This window comes from Enterococcus sp. DIV0436a, from assembly GCF_051711605.1.
GTDB classification, from domain to species: domain Bacteria; phylum Bacillota; class Bacilli; order Lactobacillales; family Enterococcaceae; genus Enterococcus_B; species Enterococcus_B faecium.
Genome location: NZ_JBIONA010000001.1, coordinates 317,635 through 334,512, shown reverse-complemented (window position 1 = coordinate 334,512; position 16,878 = coordinate 317,635). Strand labels below are relative to the sequence as shown.

Here is a 16,878-nt window from a genome sequence, read left to right as displayed (position 1 = left end):
CCATAAATCGTGGAAGTATCCAAAACAACGTAGCAAGTTAAAATAAGGCTTAGTCCGTCATCAGCTTTTCAAAGAAGCACTGTCTCGGTGCTTTTTTTGTACCCAAATTTCTAAAAATAGAACCATACACCTCCTCAAATCTTTTCTTCTTACCTACCCTATTTTTATTTACAGGAAAATCAGACACTTCTTCTTTTTTGTCAAAATTTCCTTTTTCTTCTCGTCCTATCATTTGGCATTCTAATAAAAACGAACTATCCTTGGATATAGAAAGAGAAAACAAGGAGGCGTTTTTCATGAGTAAAAAATTAATCAAAGTCGGCATCGGTTTAGGTTTGCTTGCCCTTGGCGCTGCATATCTAGGAAAAAAGACAGGACTATTCGAAGATGACAGTCATTTATATGATGAATTCGAATCAATCTAGCATCCTATTTAGTTGAATCACTACGGACATACTTGGAAGACATTGGAGGAATCACAATGAGAAAAAGTAAAGCAATAATGATTGGTGCCGGTATTGCCAATATGGCAGCGGCTGTTTATTTGATTCAAGAAGGCAAATGGAAAGGGGATCAGATCACCTTTTATTCATTGGATGATCACGGTTCAAATGATGGTGCACCGACCGACACTGTAGTGGATGAATATTGGAATAAAAACCATCCATTAGAAAACCAAAAAGGCTATATTGCTCGAGGCGGTCGCATGCTTAATTACCGTACCTATGTAGATTTGATGGATCTGTTAAGTCGAATACCTTCTGTTACTGAGCCAGGGATGACTGCTGAAGAAGATACGAGAGATTTTGATGCAAAACACCGAACCTTTGACAAAGCACGTTTGATGGAAGGTGGCAAAGGAATCATTGATGGCGGAAAACTGGGATTCAATAATAAAGACCGTATTCTTCTGACTAAACTGATTGCTATGCCTGATTCAGAAGAAGAAAAACTAGACAATATCACTATCGAAGAATATTTCAAAGATGATCCACACTTTTTTGAAACAAACTTCTGGTTTATGTGGGAAACAACATTTGCTTTCAGAACACGTAGTTCTGCTCAAGAATTGCGTCGCTATATGCATCAAATGATTTATGAATTCACTCAAATCGAACATCTAGTGGGCGTCAATCGAACACGTTACAATCAATACGAAAGTATTATGCTTCCTTTGATCGAGTACTTGAAAGAACAAGGATGCAAAATCATTTTGAACCGCCGTGTCACTGACTGGGAATTCAAAGAAACACCGATGCAAGATGAAATCACTGTGACTGGTTTGAAAATGACCAATACACTGACTCAAGAAGAAGAACACGTTGTGGTCGATGAAGATACAGCAGTTATTTTCACTAATGGGTCCATTACAGATTCAGCTACTTTAGGAGATTACGAAACACCAGCTGTAGAAAATATGGATTATGGTGCAGCTTCTAGTCTCTGGAAAAAAGCCAGTGAACGTTTCTACAACTTGGGAAATCCTGACAAATTCTTTGCTGATCGAGATGCAAGCGAATGGGTCAGCTTTACCCTGACGACGAAAAACCATTTGTTGTTGAATGAAATCACCCGTATCACGACTCAAGAACCAGGAAATGCCTTGAATTCATTTATTTCAACCACACCGATCACGCCGTTAGGCCAAAAAGATGTCAATATGTCTATCGTCGTGCATCATCAACCGCATTTTACGTCTCAGAAACCAAATGAAACAGTTATTTGGGGTTATTTCCTTTATCCAAGACGACGTGGCGAATTTGTGGATAAACAGTATATTAAAATGAATGGAAAAGAAATGTTAGAAGAACTGATCGGACAACTTTCAAAAGTAGATCCTGGACCAGTAAATATTCGTGAAAAAGAAACAGAAATTTTCGACAGCGTGATAAATAATATCCCTGTCTATATGCCTTATGCTTCCGCGTTGTTCAATAATCGTGCCAAAAGCGATCGGCCAAAAGTCATTCCTAAACATTCGACCAATCTGGCCTTTACAGGAGAATTTGTCGAGCAGCCTTATCAGATGATCTTTACTGAACAAAGTGCTGTACGTTCTGGAGAAATCGCTGCTTTCCATTTTGCGGGTATTCCTATGTCCCGTCTTGTCAAAACACCGCGTTACGACAAAGATATTCCTACTCTAGCTCGTGCCGCAAAAAAAATGTTTGAATAACCAAGAGGTTGTGAAAAAGCTGCCCTGCATCAAGTAATAAGAACAGCCAAGCTAAAACTGCTTCTTATGTTTTTGACTTGGTTGGACTTATTACCGCAGATGCAAGCTTTTGAACACCGTTTACCAAGAGGTTGTGAAAAAGCTGTCCTGCATCAAGTAATAAGAACAGCCAAGCTAAAACTGCTTCTTATGTTTGACTTGGTTAGACTTATTACCGCAGATGCAAGCTTTTGAACACCGTTTACCAAGAGGTTGTGAAAAAGCTGCCCTGCATCAAGTAATAAGAACAACCAGGCTAAAACAGCTTCTTATGTTTTTGATTTGGTTGGACTTATTACCGCAGATGCAAGCTTTTGAACACCGTTTACCAAGAGGTTGTGAAAAAGCTGCCCTGCATCAAGTAATAAGAGTAGCCAAGCTAAAACAGCTTCTTATGTTTTTGACTTGGTTAGACTTATTACCGCAGATGCAAGCTTTTGAACACCGTTTACCAAGAGGTTATGAAAAAGTCGTTTAGTTTCGAGTATGAAGAAAAATTTTGTGAAAATGGTTCCTCACGTTTTTGCATAAATTTGACTTAATACCGAGAAACTGATCCCTTCTGTCATAACCTCTTTTTATTTATGTCTGTTTCTTTTTGAAAACAACTATTTTTTCAACGTTTACTCTCTTGCCAATCCAACATCATCTAACGGATACAACTATTTCAATGATTACCATTACACTAAAAAATCGGAAACACACCTCTCCGAACACAAATACATAAGACTATAGAATGTTTCATTTAAGAAAAAAAGCGTTTCATTATCAAAAAGGTAAGATCTCCTTTAAAATGAAATTATCTGTAGTACTAATAATGCAGACAATTTTATGAATCTGAAAGGAGCATCTCCAATGAAAGCAGTCACTTGGCAAGGAAAACAGAAAATGGAAATCAGAAACGTAGATGATCCAAAAATATTAGAACCAACAGATGCAATCATCCGTATCACAGCAACAGCCATTTGCGGCTCCGATCTGCATCTTTACCATCATGGTGAAGCAGTTTTGGAAAAAGGGTATGTTGTAGGACACGAACCAATGGGAATCGTTGAAGAAGTGGGATCTCAAGTTCAAACATTGAAAAAAGGGCAACGTGTGGTTATCCCTTTTAATATTAGTTGTGGTCATTGTCATTTCTGCCTGAATCACATGGAAAGCCAATGTGATGAATCAAATCCAGATCAGTTATATGGCGGGCTTTTCGGATTTGGCAAGTTGAACGGTAATCATTGGGGTGGTCAAGCGGAGTATCTAAGAGTTCCTTATGCAGACTCTACTTCATTTGTTGTACCAGATAATGATCTTCCTGATGAAAAAGTTTTATTTCTATCAGATATTTTGCCCACAGCTTATTGGAGCGTTGAAAACGCAGGAGTAAAAAAAGGCGATACAGTTGTGATTCTAGGTTCTGGTCCAGTCGGTCTATTCGCTCAAAAATTCGCTGTTATGGCTGGAGCAGAGCGCGTGATCGCAGTAGATCCAGTACAGCACCGTCTAGATAAAGCGGCTAATTACAATGGGGTGGAAACTTATTTCTTAGAAGACACGGCACAAGCTGGAACAGAATTGTATGAACTGGCTAAAGGTGGCGCAGATGTCATTATCGATTGTGTAGGAATGGACGGATTAGAGCCTGTCAAAGAAAAAGCGAAAAATTTAGTAAGCTTACAAAGCGGCACAATCTCTCCATTACAGATGGCATCGCAAGCTGTCAAAAAATTTGGAACAGTCCAAGTAACTGGTGTTTATATGACTCCAGCTTCTTCTTACCCGCTGCAAGAATTTTTTATGCGGGATATCGCTGTCAAGCATGGACAGGCACCAATTATCCATCTAATGCCAAAAATTTACGAAATGATTGCAGAAGGACTATTCGATCCTACACAAATCATTACTCATTCGCTGCCACTATCAGAAGCAGCACAAGCATATGAGATCTTTGACAAAAAAGAAGATAAAAATATAAAAGTTGTTTTGAAACCTTGAATTCAGTAAAAAATACAGGTGATTTTCTTTATGCCCAAAATCAAACGAAATACCCATGAGATCGAAATAGGAAAAGAAGAAGATATCGAAATACGAGGACGTCGCTTCCGCTTCTATTTCCAAAATCGTTACACATTGATCTCACTGGCTGTCGATTTATTAACCGGGATTTTCTATATTTTTGGAAGCCTTGCTTCCTTAACTAAAATCCCCGATCGATATGGCACCTATTTTTATTTGGCTGGTGCTATTTTCTTGACGATTCGTCCTATTCTCAGAATCGTAAGGAACATTTTTATTTACGACGAAAAAAAGCAATGAAGAGAACAAGCAAAAAAAAAGAGGCATGAGAATTTTTCAAATCTCATGCCTCTTTTTTCACCCTATCGTATCACTTTGATACAGACGAGCGGTCGTCCCACTTTCTTCCTTGACCATTGTCAAAAATGTCCACTCGTATCGTTCATAAAACGTGGTATGATCTGTAATTAAGTAAAGTTTTTCGTACCCAAGTTGATGCATTTCTTTTCTGATTTCCGCTAATATCCGCTTGGCTATCCCCTGCTTACGCTTTTCCGGTTCAACAAACAGGGCACAAAGATTTGGTGTCAAATCAGGGCGGTTATGGAAGTCGTTTTCAATAACGCCCGCTCCTCCGACGATGGTTTCTTTTTCATCTAAGACCACATACCATTGAGGAATACTTTCCTTATTAGCGATTCCAGTACGAATACTTTCCTCATACACAACAGCAGGAACTCCCCATTTTGATGAAAACCACTTCGCACTTTGTTTTACTAATTCTGGGTGTTCTCTTAATTTGATCCAGTTATATGTAACCAATGTTTAAACCTCCGACTAAAATAAAACGTTTACAAAAATTATACAAGTCTTTATGAAAATTAGCAATGACAACAATAGTGATGTAAAAAAAAACGGAAAACAATCACTTGTTCTCCGTTTTTTGATTAATCAAGCATCTAAAGCTTCTTTTCTTCTTTCTTGGATCGTAGCTACCTTGACGAACGGTAGATAGATCAAAATAGAAAGAACCAAATTGATAGCGGCTAGTACACCACCTGCAATACTTTTTGTTGCCAATACACCGCCAATAATTGGTGGAGTTACCCATGGAGGCATAACGGTAGCTGCTGGCACTAAACCTGTAGAAGTCGCAAAGTAAGCAACACTAACTAAGACCATTGGTGTCAAAATAAATGGAATGAACATGATCGGGTTCAACACGATAGGTAACCCAAACATCGTTGGTTCATTAATATTGAAGACACCTGGCGCAATCGACAAGTTTGTTACAACCATATATGGTTTGTTTTTACGTCCTACTAAATAAATAGCTAACAGTAAACCTAAAGTTGCACCTGTTCCTCCTAAGTTGACAAAGCTGTCAAAGAAAGGTTTGTTCACGATAAACGGTGCGCTATGTCCAGCTGCGATTGCATTAACGTTTGCTTCAATGGCTGGCGCATTGATTGTTTGCATCAAAGGATCGACCATATTCGCTCCGTGTAAACCAAAGAACCATAAGAATGGTGTGATAAATGCAAGCAGTAAGGCAGATGGATAAGAGTTTGCAAGTCCCATAAATGGTTCTTGGACCACTGTATAGAAAGAACCTACGATATCATCAACACCGAATGCAGCAAAAATTGCAGCAACTAAAGCAAACGCAGAGATAGTGATCATTGCTGGTAGTAATGAAGCAAATGCTTTTGCAACTGCCGGTGGCACACCATCAGGCATTTTGATGATCAATTTTTCATTTCCGCTTAAACGTACAAAGATTTCTGTTGAAATAATCCCAACAATAATAGCAATAAACAAACCGTTTGAGCTCATACCTAATGCTCCGCCTAAAGCGAAGAAAGAGCCTAAAGAAATCACACCTGCGGAAACACCGTCTTTTCGGTAGCCGTTAGCTAAATGATAAGCAAGCAAGAAAGCAATCAAGACAGAAAGAATGGCAAATGTACCGTTCCAAGCAGCAGCCCCGAATCCTTTCCATGATTCACCACCAAAAATTGAGTTCATCAATTCTTGGAACCCGGGAATCGGTAAGTTATTGATCATTACTGCTAATGCTCCTAAGATCATTAACGGCATACTCACCATAAATGAGTCCCGAATCGCAACTAAATGCCGTTGTGCACCAATTTTTGATGCTACAGGTATAAAATGTTTCTCCATAAATGCAACAAATTTATCCATAAATCTTCCCTCTTTTCTTTACTGTAGATTACGCGTTCAATCGACGATACAGATCAATGATCTCTTTTGCTAAATCTGTAAAAGCTATAGATGTCATCAGATGATCTTGACTGTGGACCGTCAAAAGCGTGACTTCAACGTGATTTCCTTGTGCTTCTTGTGTCAGCATCTCTGTTTGAGAGTGATGTGCTTGGACTAAAGATTCCTCTGCATCTTTGATTTTTTCATCTGCTAAATTGAAATCACCTTTTTTCGCAGCAGCAATCGCTTCCATTGCATCGCTTTTTGCATTTCCGCCAAACATGATCAGACCCATGACGGCTTCTAGATTTTTTTGATCTTCCATTTATTGTATCCTCCGATAATTTTTATTATTTGTTTATTAGTTTTTCTGCTTGGTCGAGTACTTTTTCACCATTCATCATGCCATAGTCAGCCATATTGATTACATCTAAAGGAATGCCTTTAGGTGCTAGCTTTTCAGCAAATTGATTTTGCATAAAGCGTACTTGCGGTCCTAAAAGTAAAACGTCTACATTTTTAGATTCTAGTTGATTATCCGCATCTGAAGCAGATACAGCAAAGATGTCTGCTTCCATTCCTTTTGCTTCTGCTGCCTTTTGCATTTTTGTGACTAGGAGACTTGTACTCATTCCAGCTGAACATACAAGCATGATTGTTTTCTTTTCCATTTTAAACACGTTCCTTTCTATACTTACACTTGTATATAAGCAAGTAGCGTGCCAACTTTAAAAGCGCTTTAAAAAGTTGATATCATCACATTTAAGGTCTATACCAAGTTGCATACACACTAAAAAAGAAAGCGCACACTAAACACACAAATTAATTTTTATTACCTTTTTTCTTTTAACGTGCACAAAAAAAGTTGTGACACAAAACTTGTCACAACTTTTTTCGAATAAACGGTATTCAAAAGCTTGCATCTGCGGTAATAAGTCCAACCAAGTTAAAAACATAAGATGTTGTTTTTACTTTGCTGTTCTTATTACTTGTTGCAGGACAGCTTTTTCACAACCTCTCAATAAACGGTGTTCAATCAGCTGACCCTGGGTATTAGCTCAAAACGCTGGATTCACAACCTCTTTTATTTCAAATAACCAGCAAATACAATCAATATCTTCGAAAAAATTCTAGTTATTTATAGGCTTCATCAGGCAAGCTTAATTCTCTCTTATCAATCAAAGTCTGATACCACGAAGCAGATTTTTTCAATGTTCTGCTTCGTTCATCGTTCAATTCGATTCGAACTAATCCATATCGATTCTTAAATGCATTCATTGGTGACACACAGTCAGTGAATGCCCATAACATATAGCCTTCGCAATTTGCGCCTTCTTCTGTTGCTTTGATCAAATAACGCAAATGCTGTCCGATAAATTCGATACGGTAATCATCTTGCACGATTCCTTTCTCATCCATATACCGTTCTTCATGTTCTCTTCCCATACCGTTTTCTGTTATCAGCCAAGGGATATTATGATAATTTTCTTTTAGATACATGGCTATATCATACATGATTTTCGGATAGATTTCCCATCCCCTGGAATTATTCATTTTCTTCCCAGGTAAATCAAAGACCTCATAATATCGTTCTGGATGGAAAGGTGTCTCTTCATTCCATTGATAACGAGGGGCGCGAACGCGTTTAGGATAATATTGATTGATTCCAAGGAAATCTACTGTATGATGCTGAATCGTTTCTAAATCCTCTGTTGCAGGATCGAAATAAATCGATTGTTTTTGACACAACTCCAGGAACTCTTCTGTGTAGTACCCTTTTACCATCGGATCAAAAAATACTCGATTATAAAACAAATCATACATATAAGCAGCTTTTTGGTCTTCTGGAGAATTGGATCGAGCATAGACCATTTCAGGATTTAAAATACAGCCAATCCTTCCACCATAATTTTCGCTGCGGTAAATCTCTACTGCTTTAGCCGTTGCTAAAACTTTATGATAATTCCACATCATCCACTTTTTTGTGTTTTGTTCATGCGGCCAGCGAACAGCATCCAAATAGCAACGCGTTTGGGGAACGATTGGTTCGTTGAATGTAAACCAGTTTTTTACCCTATCACCGTAACGATCAAAGGCAATTTGAGCATACTTAGCATAAAAATCAACTACTTTTCTTGAAGACCAGCCATCATATTTTTCCAAAAGAAAAGCTGGGACTTCATAATGTTCCAAACAAATCATCGGTTCTACGTCTGCTTCGATCAAAGAGTCGATCATTTCACTTATATGCTGAGCATATTCTTCATCTACTATACAGTTCTCATAATCAGTAAAAAAACGAGCCCAATTGATAGAAGTCCGATAATGTGTCAGATGGATGGATTTCATCAGATCCACATCCTGCTGGTATTGTTCCATAAAATTAGTTGCTACGGCTGGGCCATACTCATTATGCCAAACAAAATGTTCATTTTTATACCAGCTATCTATAAACGAATCCTGTCCTTCTTTTTTTCCTTTCCAACCTTCCGTTTGCCAAGCAGAAGATGCAGCACCAAGAATAAAATTTTTTGGAATAGTAATTTTCATGATTTCCTCCTGTTTTTTAGACCCCATCATTTTCCACACGATTTGCTACTTTTACGAATGGCAGATAGATCAAAATAGAAACAATAATACAAACAAGTTGCGTAATAACTGCACCGATATTTCCTGCTGTTGCCAGATAAGCATTGACGATCGGCGGCATCGGCCAAGGGACCATTACAACTGCTTTCGCCGCAAATCCTAAAGCGGTTGCAAAATAACCAATCGTTCCGGTGATAAGAGGCGTTAAGATAAACGGAATAGCTAAAATTGGATTCAGCATGATCGGCATACCAAAAATAACTGGTTCATTGATGTTGAAGATCCCAGGAGCAAGGGATAACTTGGTGATTTGTTTCATATCTTCCCGTTTTCCAACTAACAATACTGCAATCAGTAAACCGATCGTGACTCCAGACCCGCCCATACTCATATACATATCCCAAAATGGCATAGTAATAATGTTCGGTACTTCTTTTCCAGCTTCAAAAGCTTCCGTATTTACAGCAATTGCCGCTAAAAGCAACGGTTCCCGTATCGGCTTCACCATTTGATTTCCATGGATACCAATCACCCAAAAGACTTGCGCAATAAACATCAATAGCAAAATACCCGGTAACCCTTGTACGACACCTTCTAATGGGCGTTGTACGACATTGTAAATGATATCATAAAGGTACATTCCTGTAAGTTCTTTGATGATAAATCCCGCAGCCGCGATACCCGATACAGTCAGAATCGTGGGGAATAAAGCAGAAAAACTAGCAGAAACATTCGTTGGCACGGTATCAGGCATTCTCAGCTGTAGTTTCTTCTGTTTCCTCAACCAGCAATAAAGTTCAATAGAAAGGATGGAGACCAACATTCCCAAAAATAACCCTTTCGTGTCTGTATATTGTTTAGCCAATACGTTTTCTACTATAACAGTCTGATTTTCATTCACTAATTCATAAACAGTTGGATTAACAGATAAATAAGACATCACTGCGATGATACCAGGGAATACACCATCCACTTTATTCAGCTTGGCTAATTCGATCCCTATCAGAAAAACAGCATAGATGGTCAAGAAACTTAGTGTGACATAGCTGATGGCAGATGCGATAGGTTTTAATTCTTCTAAAAAACGCAAAAAACTTATCTGTGCTAAGCCATTTTCCGAATCAAAGACCATTGCTGAAAACAACGTGCCAAAAGCACCCGTAATAATTACCGGAATCAATGCAGCAAATGCGTTTTTTATCACCATGATATACCTTAAATTATTGATTCTCGTTGCCACGTTCCCTAAAACATTGGCTAATTTATCCATAAAACTCATTCCAGATCCCCTCATTCCTGCTTCTTCTCCTTGACGTCATCTCTTTTTGACTATTAGTCAGCGCTTACATTTTGGTGAACAGAAACTATTTACTCCTCTTTTTTACCAAATATAAAACAAAAATTCATCTGATGTATTTATCATAAAATACATCAGATGAACTGTCAATTAGTTTCTTTTTCTCCTATTATTTTCTGTAATTCTCTCCGATTTATTGCCATATGGACAGTCATTGCATCAAACGCAGCAAGTGCATTCCGCCTTTCGATGGCCTGAACGATCTCTGTATGAATATCGATCGTCTCGATTTTCAGATGCTGGATATCATAATTTTTATTAAACAAAGCAATTGATTCATTAATGATTGGGATAATATGCAGCAAGGCTACGTTTCCGCTAGCTTCTGCAACCATCGTATGAAAATCGATGTCTAATTGAACATGTTCTTGTGTGCCTTCTCGAAAAGAAGTTTCAATCTTTTGCGTTAATTTTTTCATTTGGACGATTTGATTCTTCGTTGCATATTCCGCTGCCAAACCTGCCATCTTAGGCTCCAATAAATATCTCAGTTCAAATAAGTCTCGTATCATCCGATCCTGATCTTCAATCAAAGAAAAACCGAGTGGGTCATTGGCAATCCCTCGCTTATCACTGACAAATGTCCCCGCTCCTTGCCGAACTTCAAGGATATTCCTGGAAGCTAGAGCCCGCACAGCTTCTCGCACCGTGCTTCGCCCCACCTCTAAATAATCGGACAATTCATATTCATTCGGCAGTTTATCTCCTACTTGCAACTGCATTTCCTTTAAATATCTAAGGATCTTGTCAGTAGTTACTTCTACTAGGGTTTTATTTTCTTCCAAACCACATACCTCCTTTTCATCTGATGTATTTTTTCGTAATTATTATAACACGTTTGAATCATCTGATGATTTTTTGTATACAAAATTGATTAATCCGTTCATAGACATACAAACGAAGAAGATATTTACCATAAAAAAGACTAGGATAAAATTCACTCCTAGCCTTCGATCATTTTTATTTTGAACGACAAAAAATATGATGTTCAATAACAGACGATCTTCATTCGATTCTTGATGTCATCTTTTGTTTTTTTTAATATATGGATAAAAAGTTTGATTACATCGTTTCTATTCTAGAATTTGGTCGATTCTCAATTCTTCTTCTGGTGAGAAATCTAAATTATCCATCATTCGAACACTTTCTTGTAACTGCCTTAACCGACTTGCTCCGACCAGTACACTTGTAACAGATTTTTGTCGCAAATTCCATGCAAGGGCCATTTGCGCTAATGATTGTCCTCGTGATACGGCGATTGTTTGCAGTGCTTTGATTTTTTCCAGAGTTGATCCAACTTGTTCTTCTGAAAGGAATGGTATTTCCTTACGATGTGCTCTAGAATCTTCAGGAATACCATGTAGATAACGATTTGTCAGCAACCCTTGAGCAAGCGGACTGAACGTGATTGCCCCTAGCCCTTCTTCTTCTAATACTGGAGATAGATCGTCTTCTAGTAGTGCACGAGAAAACATATTGTAGCGCATCTGATGAATAATGAACGGTGCTTCCTTTCTTTTTAAAATTTCAGTCATTTTTTTTGTATCTTCTCCATTATAGTTGGATATACCAATATATAATGCTTTTCCTTGTCTTACAAGTTGCATCAAAGCTTCTGCTGTTTCTTCCAAAGGTGTATCAGGGTCTGGGCGATGATGATAGAAGATGTCAACATAATCTAGCCCCATTCTTTGGAGACTTTGGTCACAACTTGAAATGATGGATTTACGAGAGCCCCATTCCCCATATGGCCCTTCCCACATATGATAACCTGCTTTGCTAGAAATAATCACTTCATCACGGTAGGCTTGAAAATCTTCTCTAAAAATACGCCCAAAGTTTTTCTCTGCAGCTCCAGCAGGGCCTCCATAATTATTCGCAAGGTCGAAATGGGTAATTCCCATGTCGAATGCGCCTCTTAAAATCTCTCTTTGATTATGGATAGGATCATAATCACCAAAATTTTGCCATAATCCGAGAGATAGAATCGGTAATTTCAAACCTGAATGACCGGATTTACGATATTCCATTTTTTCATAACGTGCACTATCTGCAATATACAATTTTTCTCCTCCTCATCAAATCTTTTTAAAACGCTTTCTTGTTTTCTATTTTTAGTTTACTACATTTTAAAGAAAAGGAGTTACTCAAAATGATTTTTTCGTATATTTTTTTGCCATTTGTTTTTTACTCGTTGATAGATCAGAAATTGATTACGTGCTTGCTGGATTTTTTTATAACGTTTCGGTTGTTTTTTGTAAAATTGCTGATGATAGTTTTCTGCTGGCCAAAACGTACCGGCTGGTTCGATTTTTGTGACGATTGGTTGGTGGAAAGTTCCTGAACTGTCTAGTTTCTGTTTTGATTGTTCCGCTAATTCTTTTTGTCGTTCGTCTTGATAAAAAATCACTGGACGATATTGCTTCCCTCTATCTTGAAATTGTCCAAATGTATCTGTGGGATCAGTAATTTGCCAATAGATTGTCAGCAACTCGCTATAACTTATTTCTCTTGTGTCATAAATGATCTCCACAGCTTCCACATGACCTGTGTAACCACCACTTACTTGATCATAATTTGGTTTTTCAACATGTCCGCCCGTGTATCCTGACAAAACAGATAGGATCCCTTTTTTCGATTCAAACGGCTCGACCATACACCAGAAACATCCCCCTGCAAATACTGCACGTTCTTGATAGTCAGCATCTTGCATGGCATGCTTGGAAAAGTCATATTTTTGCTCCTTATCAAATCCTTCCGTAATCAATAAATAAAAGTCCATTACATCAGGCGTCAGATTCATTCGGATAGCTAATGGACGTAGTGTTGCTTCTAGTTTTGATAACTGTTCTTTAACGGATATATTTTCTCTTGTGTCATTCTTTGTCTGAATCAATACTTTTCGTTCCCAATCTCGTGTATTCGGATTCAAAATCAGATTATAAAGTGTTTGAATGAATATTTGTTCCTCATCCATAGATTCTCCTCCTTTCCGAAGAAGACAAGCTAGTGACTTTAGCTGTAATTTATCATAAAGTGAGGAAATAAGCGATTACTTCATCCCCCTACAGATTTTTCGTATAAAAAAGAGAGAATCCTTATCGACAGATTCTCCTTTTTAATCAATTTATTTTATAAATGAAAAGTTAATTTACCTTTTATGGAAAACTATTTTAAAAAATAAACATAAATATGCAGTTAATGTAACAAGATAAGAAATAATAGTCGTTACTGTATAATTTGTGCTTACTTTAATATCAGCAACTCCTTCGACTCCGCTTATTTGTACCAATCCATTAGCATTCACCTGCTCCTTTACAGGTTGATGATTTATTTCTACATTCGTTCCTAAATAAGCATATACAGGAAGTGTGATTACTTGGCTCTTCTCATTAGTTACTCTATATATGATAGAACTACCAGTTGTTTTATAAGGAAGGTTTACCCATTGACTGCCAATCTTTGCTTCGTGTTTTATTATATGCTCCTTATTCTCCAATGAAGCGATAGGAGAATAATCATATAAAAAATAATCCATTCCTTTAGTGGTATACGCCTCTACTGTTTCTTTGTTTACAACAATATGTCCCGGCTGAGAAATTATTTTTTGATTGAAATTTTTTTTACTAGAAACAGTTAAAGTGATTAATAACAAAACAGTCATAAATAAATAAAATAGTTCTCTTGTCTTATTGTATCTTCTATTTTTGAAAAATATCATCGTTAATATCAGAGAAGAGAATATTATTTGCAAGCTTAAGATCCGCCAAGGAAATTGTAACAATTTGGCTGGCGTATTTTGCAGAAGATACCATGGCACCAAACTAGTTGTAGCTAGCCAAGTCAAACACGTACCATAATAAATCTTTTTTTCTATGTTTGTTAATTTTTTAAATAAAATCAGGGGAATACATAAAGATAACAGACCAACTAGTCCCATTGAGTAAGTAGTTAAGTCGTTGTTCATAGCTTCAGTCAGACTATCGAACACATTAGATGCATGAGCATATAAATTTGTCACGCTAGGTTTGTTGATTTTTTGGTAAAGCATTTGTTCAAACATCGGATACCAAAAAGCACTCGTCAGAACCAATGTCATTCCTGCCGCACTAAATAATTTTTTAAATATAGCAATAAAATCTGCATTCTTGAAACCTTTAGAAACCAAACGAATAAAAATAAAAATGATAATTAATGCTGTACTCATTAATGTTGATAGTACATGGCTGTACACTAGCAAACTCATACTCAATGCTAGCTTTACAGACGGATACTTTTCTTCTTTTCCAGAGATGATTTGATAAGCATAAAATAATACAGGGATAACAAGTGTTATTGCGATAGCTTCGGCAATTGCGGAACGATAGTAGATGTCTACTGTCCGATAAGCAGAGAAAATATAGAGACAACTAAATAAAAATGCCGCTTTTTTTTGTTTTAAAAACCGCTCGCCATAATGATAAGCTACGAGTGTTGTACACAAGTTCAATAACCAAACGTAAATAATATAGCTTACAATCAAATTTTTTGTCATCCAATATAACATTACAGCTGGAAAAAAAGTCAGAAAGGGATAAAAATAATTTACACCATATCCAGTATAATTGAATGTCTCATAATTAATCGGACTGGTAAAAATAGTCGATAACCCCTTGATTCGAGATAAGTGAAAAGAAAGATCTCCAGTGGTATAAATACTCTGTGTATTTTTGAAAAAGATGAAAGAATATATACTACTAACTATAATTAATCCACTCAATATTACTACTTTTTTATTTATTTTCATTCTTCTTGTTTATCTCCTTTTTAGTCACATATCGAGAATCTTTCAACTTATTAGGTGCAAATCGTTTAAAACTTGAATACACCACTAAACAATAAGTCAGAATACTGATCCATAAAGCCATGAGAGCAGTTGGAGTATATTTTGTTGTAATTTCTATCTTATTTTCTCCAGCATTTACATCCACATTCACTAAGCCATGTTTTTTATAAGAGTCATTTACGACTTTACCGTTTACTTTTACCTGTGTACCTAAATAAGCATATACTGGTACTGTCACTTTTTGCTTTTTGTTGCTTGCCACTGTGTAAGTAATGTTATTATCTGCAGCTTTATACTTCCCTTTTTCCCACGATTCTCCTACTTTTACTTCATGTTTTTCTAAGTGAGGCCTTTCTTTTATCGCTTCTGTTGGGGCGTAATCGTATAATCCTCCCATATCTGATGTTGTATAACGTGGGAGTGTTTCTTCATTGATAACAATATGACCGTGTTTTGATTGGATAACTTTTGCGTAATTTTCTTTTGCTGCTATAGACGTGACGAGTAGAAACACCACAGTAGCGCCAATGATTAACCATGAATATTTTTTATTCATAGTCTTTTTCATAAAAACAAGCGTTATGATCATTGAAGAAAAAAAGATTTGGATACCTAAGATACGCCAAGGAAACTGGAGCAAGCTTATCGGTGTTTTTTGAAACAAAAACCATGGAAATAAATTAGTTACGCATACCCATGTAGAAACTACGCCAATATAGATGATTTTTTCTTTTTTCTCCATTTCTTTCAGTATGAATAAAGGAAAAATCAACGCAACCAATCCTAATAACCCCATAGTGTATGTTGTAATATCGTTATTTAACGCTTGAATGATACTATCTGAAATAGAAAGTGCTTCTAGCTGCAAATCTGTTTTGAAGGGACTGTGTATTTCTTGATAATTCATCTGCTGCAACATAGGATACCAAAAATAGCTAGTTAATACACAAGTCAAAAAAACAGCCTTTACTAAATTCACGACCACAAATTTTATATCGTTTTTTATTTGCTTGCTTAAAAACAAACGAACTATAATCATACAAGCAATCAATGCACTACACAATAGTGTAGTTAAGACATGAGTATACACAAGTAGACTTATACTGACAGATAAAGCGATGACTTTTTTTTCTCTATTGAATATCAATCCATAAGCATAATATAAAACAGCTGGGATAATCGTAAGAGCGATTGCTTCTGCAATTGCGGATCGATAATAGATATCAACTGTTCGATAAGTTGCAAAAGTATATAAACAACTAAATAAAAAAGCAGCATCTATCTTTTTAAAAAACTTTTCTCCATAATAAAAACTAATCAGAATCGTACAAATATTTAATAACCAAATATATAGAACATAACTTAATATTAAGTTATTTGAAATTCCATAAAAAACGACTGCAGGAATTATTGTAAGAAAAGGATAAAAATAGTTCAGTCCATCTCCATAATTGTTAAATGTTGTATAGTTGATTGGCCCTTCAAAAATAGAAGATAACCCTTTGATTCGTGAAAGATGAAAAGATAAATCACCTGTTGTATAAATTTCTTGAGCATTTCTCATAAAATTTACTGAATATAAAGTACTAAGTAAGATAAGAACTACTAAAAGAAATGCTTTTTTACTTATTTTCATAGATTTGTTGTTCTCCTTTT

Annotated in this window: 17 protein-coding genes; 5 read left to right on the top strand and 12 right to left on the bottom strand. The window is 36.6% G+C overall.

Annotated elements, in window-relative coordinates; genetic code table 11:
- Positions 1-49 precede the first annotated feature (49 nt).
- Positions 50-298, bottom strand: a complete 249-nt coding sequence (locus IGL15_RS01595; RefSeq protein WP_002321251.1) for a hypothetical protein — start codon at positions 296-298, stop codon at positions 50-52.
- Here IGL15_RS01595 and IGL15_RS01590 point away from each other — a divergent pair.
- From IGL15_RS01590 to IGL15_RS01570, 5 genes are all read left to right on the top strand, one after another.
- Positions 297-425: a hypothetical protein gene (locus IGL15_RS01590; RefSeq protein WP_002287569.1), complete on the top strand. Its 129-nt coding sequence runs from the start codon at positions 297-299 to the stop codon at positions 423-425. The two genes, IGL15_RS01595 and IGL15_RS01590, sit on opposite strands and share 2 nt — an antisense overlap.
- Positions 426-481: 56 nt before the next feature.
- Positions 482-2,176 carry an oleate hydratase gene (locus IGL15_RS01585; protein WP_002299871.1) on the top strand — a complete coding sequence of 565 codons (1,695 nt, stop codon included), beginning with the start codon at positions 482-484 and terminating at the stop codon, positions 2,174-2,176.
- A 193-nt stretch (positions 2,177-2,369) separates the two neighbouring features.
- Positions 2,370-2,693, top strand: coding sequence for a hypothetical protein (locus tag IGL15_RS01580; RefSeq protein WP_438766437.1), 324 nt, complete (start codon positions 2,370-2,372; stop codon positions 2,691-2,693).
- Positions 2,694-3,070: 377 nt separating this feature from the next.
- Entirely contained in the window at positions 3,071-4,204 is a 1,134-nt protein-coding gene (locus IGL15_RS01575) for an alcohol dehydrogenase catalytic domain-containing protein (protein ID WP_002299903.1), read from the top strand.
- Between the two features lie 30 nt (positions 4,205-4,234).
- On the top strand, positions 4,235-4,525 hold the full coding sequence (locus IGL15_RS01570; protein ID WP_002319496.1) for a YrhK family protein: 291 nt from the start codon (positions 4,235-4,237) through the stop codon (positions 4,523-4,525).
- Between the two features lie 57 nt (positions 4,526-4,582).
- Here the strand turns inward: IGL15_RS01570 and IGL15_RS01565 are convergent, their stop codons facing one another.
- The 11 genes from IGL15_RS01565 to IGL15_RS01515 all read right to left on the bottom strand — a co-directional run bounded on the left by IGL15_RS01565 (position 4,583) and on the right by IGL15_RS01515 (position 16,858).
- On the bottom strand, positions 4,583-5,047 hold the full coding sequence (locus IGL15_RS01565; protein ID WP_002299899.1) for a GNAT family N-acetyltransferase: 465 nt from the start codon (positions 5,045-5,047) through the stop codon (positions 4,583-4,585).
- Between the two features lie 129 nt (positions 5,048-5,176).
- The gene (locus tag IGL15_RS01560; protein ID WP_002307864.1) at positions 5,177-6,430 is read right to left on the bottom strand and encodes a PTS sugar transporter subunit IIC; all 1,254 of its coding nucleotides are present in this window, start codon (positions 6,428-6,430) and stop codon (positions 5,177-5,179) included.
- A gap of 28 nt (positions 6,431-6,458) precedes the next feature.
- A complete protein-coding gene (locus IGL15_RS01555) occupies positions 6,459-6,776 on the bottom strand; it encodes a PTS lactose/cellobiose transporter subunit IIA (protein ID WP_002307863.1) in 318 nt (105 codons plus the stop codon).
- 25 nt (positions 6,777-6,801) lie between these two features.
- Positions 6,802-7,122, bottom strand: a complete 321-nt coding sequence (locus IGL15_RS01550; RefSeq protein ID WP_002287582.1) for a PTS sugar transporter subunit IIB — start codon at positions 7,120-7,122, stop codon at positions 6,802-6,804.
- A 463-nt stretch (positions 7,123-7,585) separates the two neighbouring features.
- Positions 7,586-9,001, bottom strand: coding sequence for a glycoside hydrolase family 1 protein (locus IGL15_RS01545; protein ID WP_104765325.1), 1,416 nt, complete (start codon positions 8,999-9,001; stop codon positions 7,586-7,588).
- Between the two features lie 16 nt (positions 9,002-9,017).
- Entirely contained in the window at positions 9,018-10,334 is a 1,317-nt protein-coding gene (locus IGL15_RS01540) for a PTS sugar transporter subunit IIC (RefSeq protein ID WP_002307860.1), read from the bottom strand.
- A gap of 149 nt (positions 10,335-10,483) precedes the next feature.
- On the bottom strand, positions 10,484-11,182 hold the full coding sequence (locus IGL15_RS01535) for a FadR/GntR family transcriptional regulator (RefSeq protein WP_002331959.1): 699 nt from the start codon (positions 11,180-11,182) through the stop codon (positions 10,484-10,486).
- Positions 11,183-11,470: 288 nt separating this feature from the next.
- A complete protein-coding gene (locus tag IGL15_RS01530) occupies positions 11,471-12,427 on the bottom strand; it encodes an aldo/keto reductase (RefSeq protein ID WP_181045224.1) in 957 nt (318 codons plus the stop codon).
- A 113-nt stretch (positions 12,428-12,540) separates the two neighbouring features.
- Positions 12,541-13,374, bottom strand: coding sequence for a peptide-methionine (S)-S-oxide reductase MsrA (msrA, locus tag IGL15_RS01525; protein WP_002338584.1), 834 nt, complete (start codon positions 13,372-13,374; stop codon positions 12,541-12,543).
- A gap of 174 nt (positions 13,375-13,548) precedes the next feature.
- The gene (locus IGL15_RS01520) at positions 13,549-15,183 is read right to left on the bottom strand and encodes a 6-pyruvoyl-tetrahydropterin synthase-related protein (protein ID WP_104765327.1); all 1,635 of its coding nucleotides are present in this window, start codon (positions 15,181-15,183) and stop codon (positions 13,549-13,551) included.
- The gene (locus IGL15_RS01515; protein WP_010728044.1) at positions 15,170-16,858 is read right to left on the bottom strand and encodes a hypothetical protein; all 1,689 of its coding nucleotides are present in this window, start codon (positions 16,856-16,858) and stop codon (positions 15,170-15,172) included. Before IGL15_RS01515 ends, IGL15_RS01520 begins: the two co-directional genes overlap by 14 nt.
- Positions 16,859-16,878 lie beyond the last annotated feature (20 nt).